Origin of the sequence: Frankia tisae, assembly GCF_025403405.1 — a bacterium.
GTDB lineage: Bacteria > Actinomycetota > Actinomycetes > Frankiales > Frankiaceae > Frankia > Frankia tisai.
This window is the reverse complement of sequence record NZ_JANEZT010000636.1, coordinates 1-1950: the sequence shown is the minus strand read 5'-3', so window position 1 is coordinate 1950 and position 1950 is coordinate 1. Positions and strand designations below refer to the sequence as shown.

Genomic DNA, 1950 nt, shown 5'->3' with positions numbered 1-1950 from the left:
CTGTCGGAGGGCTGTGGTGTTCTAGAGGACGTGAGCACAACGTTCGAACGGCCCAGTCTCGACATCGAGCGGACGCGCGCCCCGTTCGAGGTCGTGTCCGACTTCGTTCCGTCGGGTGACCAGCCCGCTGCCATCGAGGAGCTGGCCCGGCGGGTGCAGGCCGGGGAGACCAACGTGGTCCTGCTCGGCGCGACCGGCACCGGCAAGTCGGCGACGACGGCATGGCTCGTGGAGCGCCTGCAACGCCCGACGCTGGTGATGGCGCCGAACAAGACGCTCGCGGCGCAGCTCGCCAACGAGTTCCGCGAGCTGTTGCCGCACAACGCGGTCGAGTACTTCGTCTCGTACTACGACTATTACCAGCCCGAGGCCTACATCGCGCAGACCGACACCTACATCGAGAAGGACTCCTCGATCAACGAGGAGGTCGAGCGCCTTCGGCACTCTGCGACGATGAACCTGCTCACGAGGCGCGACGTGATCGTCGTGGCGAGTGTGAGCTGCATCTACGGCCTGGGCACGCCGCAGGAGTACATCGACCGGATGGTGCGGCTGCGCGTCGGCGACGAGATCGAGCGGGACCTGCTGCTGCGCCGCTTCGTCGATGTCCAGTACACCCGCAACGACCTGGCCTTCACCCGGGGGACCTTCCGGGTCCGCGGCGACACGGTGGAGGTGTTCCCGGTCTACGAGGAGCTCGCCGTGCGGGTCGAGATGTTCGGTGACGAGATCGAGCGGCTGACCTATCTGCATCCCCTGACCGGGGAGATCGTCCGCGAGGCGCAGGAGATTTTCGTGTTCCCCGCGACGCACTACGTCGCCGGCCCGGAGCGGATGGAGCGGGCGATCGCGGGGATCGAGACGGAGCTCGACGAGCGCCTCGCGACGATGGAGCGCCAGGGCAAGCTGCTCGAGGCCCAGCGGCTACGCATGCGCACCACCTACGACATCGAGATGATGCGCCAGGTCGGCTTCTGCTCCGGGATCGAGAACTATTCCCGGCACATCGACGGCCGCGAGGCGGGTACCCCGCCGCACACCCTGCTGGACTACTTCCCCGACGACTTCCTGCTCGTCATCGACGAGTCGCACGTGACGGTCCCCCAGATCGGCGGGATGTACGAGGGCGACATGTCCCGCAAGCGCAATCTCGTCGAGCACGGTTTCCGGCTGCCCAGCGCGATGGACAACCGCCCGCTGCGCTGGGAGGAGTTCCTGGAGCGCATCGGCCAGACGGTCTACCTGTCGGCGACGCCTGGCCCCTACGAGCTGGGCCGGGCCGACGGCATCGTCGAGCAGATCATCCGGCCGACCGGGCTGCTCGACCCCGAGGTCGTGCTCAAGCCGACCAAGGGGCAGATCGACGATCTCGTCCACGAGATCCGGCTGCGCGCGGAGCGGGACGAGCGGGTACTCATCACCACGCTGACCAAGAAGATGTCCGAGGACCTCACCGACTACCTGCTCGAACTCGGCATCCGGGTGCGCTACCTGCACAGCGAGGTCGACACCCTGCGGCGGGTGGAGCTGCTCACCGAGCTGCGCCGCGGCGATTTCGACGTGCTCGTCGGGATCAACCTGCTGCGCGAGGGCCTCGACCTGCCCGAGGTGTCGCTGGTGAGCATCCTCGATGCCGACAAGGAAGGCTTCCTGCGTTCCGACAAGTCGCTGATCCAGACCATCGGCCGCGCCGCCCGCAACGTCTCCGGCCAGGTACACATGTACGCGGACAAGATCACCCCGTCGATGCGCCATGCCATCGACGAGACGAACCGGCGCCGCGAGAAGCAGATGGCCTACAACACCGAACGCGGCCTCGATCCGCAGCCGCTGCGCAAGAAGGTCGTCGACATCCTCGACGACATGGTTCGTGAGTCCGCCGACGGCGAGCTGATCGGTGGGGGTGGGCGGTCGCAGTCTCGGGGCAGGGCGCCGGTGCCGGGCATGAAG

The 1950-nt window shown here is 67.2% G+C and carries 1 protein-coding gene; it reads left to right on the top strand.

Annotated elements, in window-relative coordinates; translation table 11 throughout:
- Positions 1–30: 30 nt before the first annotated feature.
- On the top strand, positions 31–1950 hold a 1920-nt coding region (uvrB, locus tag NBZ85_RS30730; protein WP_261563381.1), incomplete at its 3' end, for an excinuclease ABC subunit UvrB.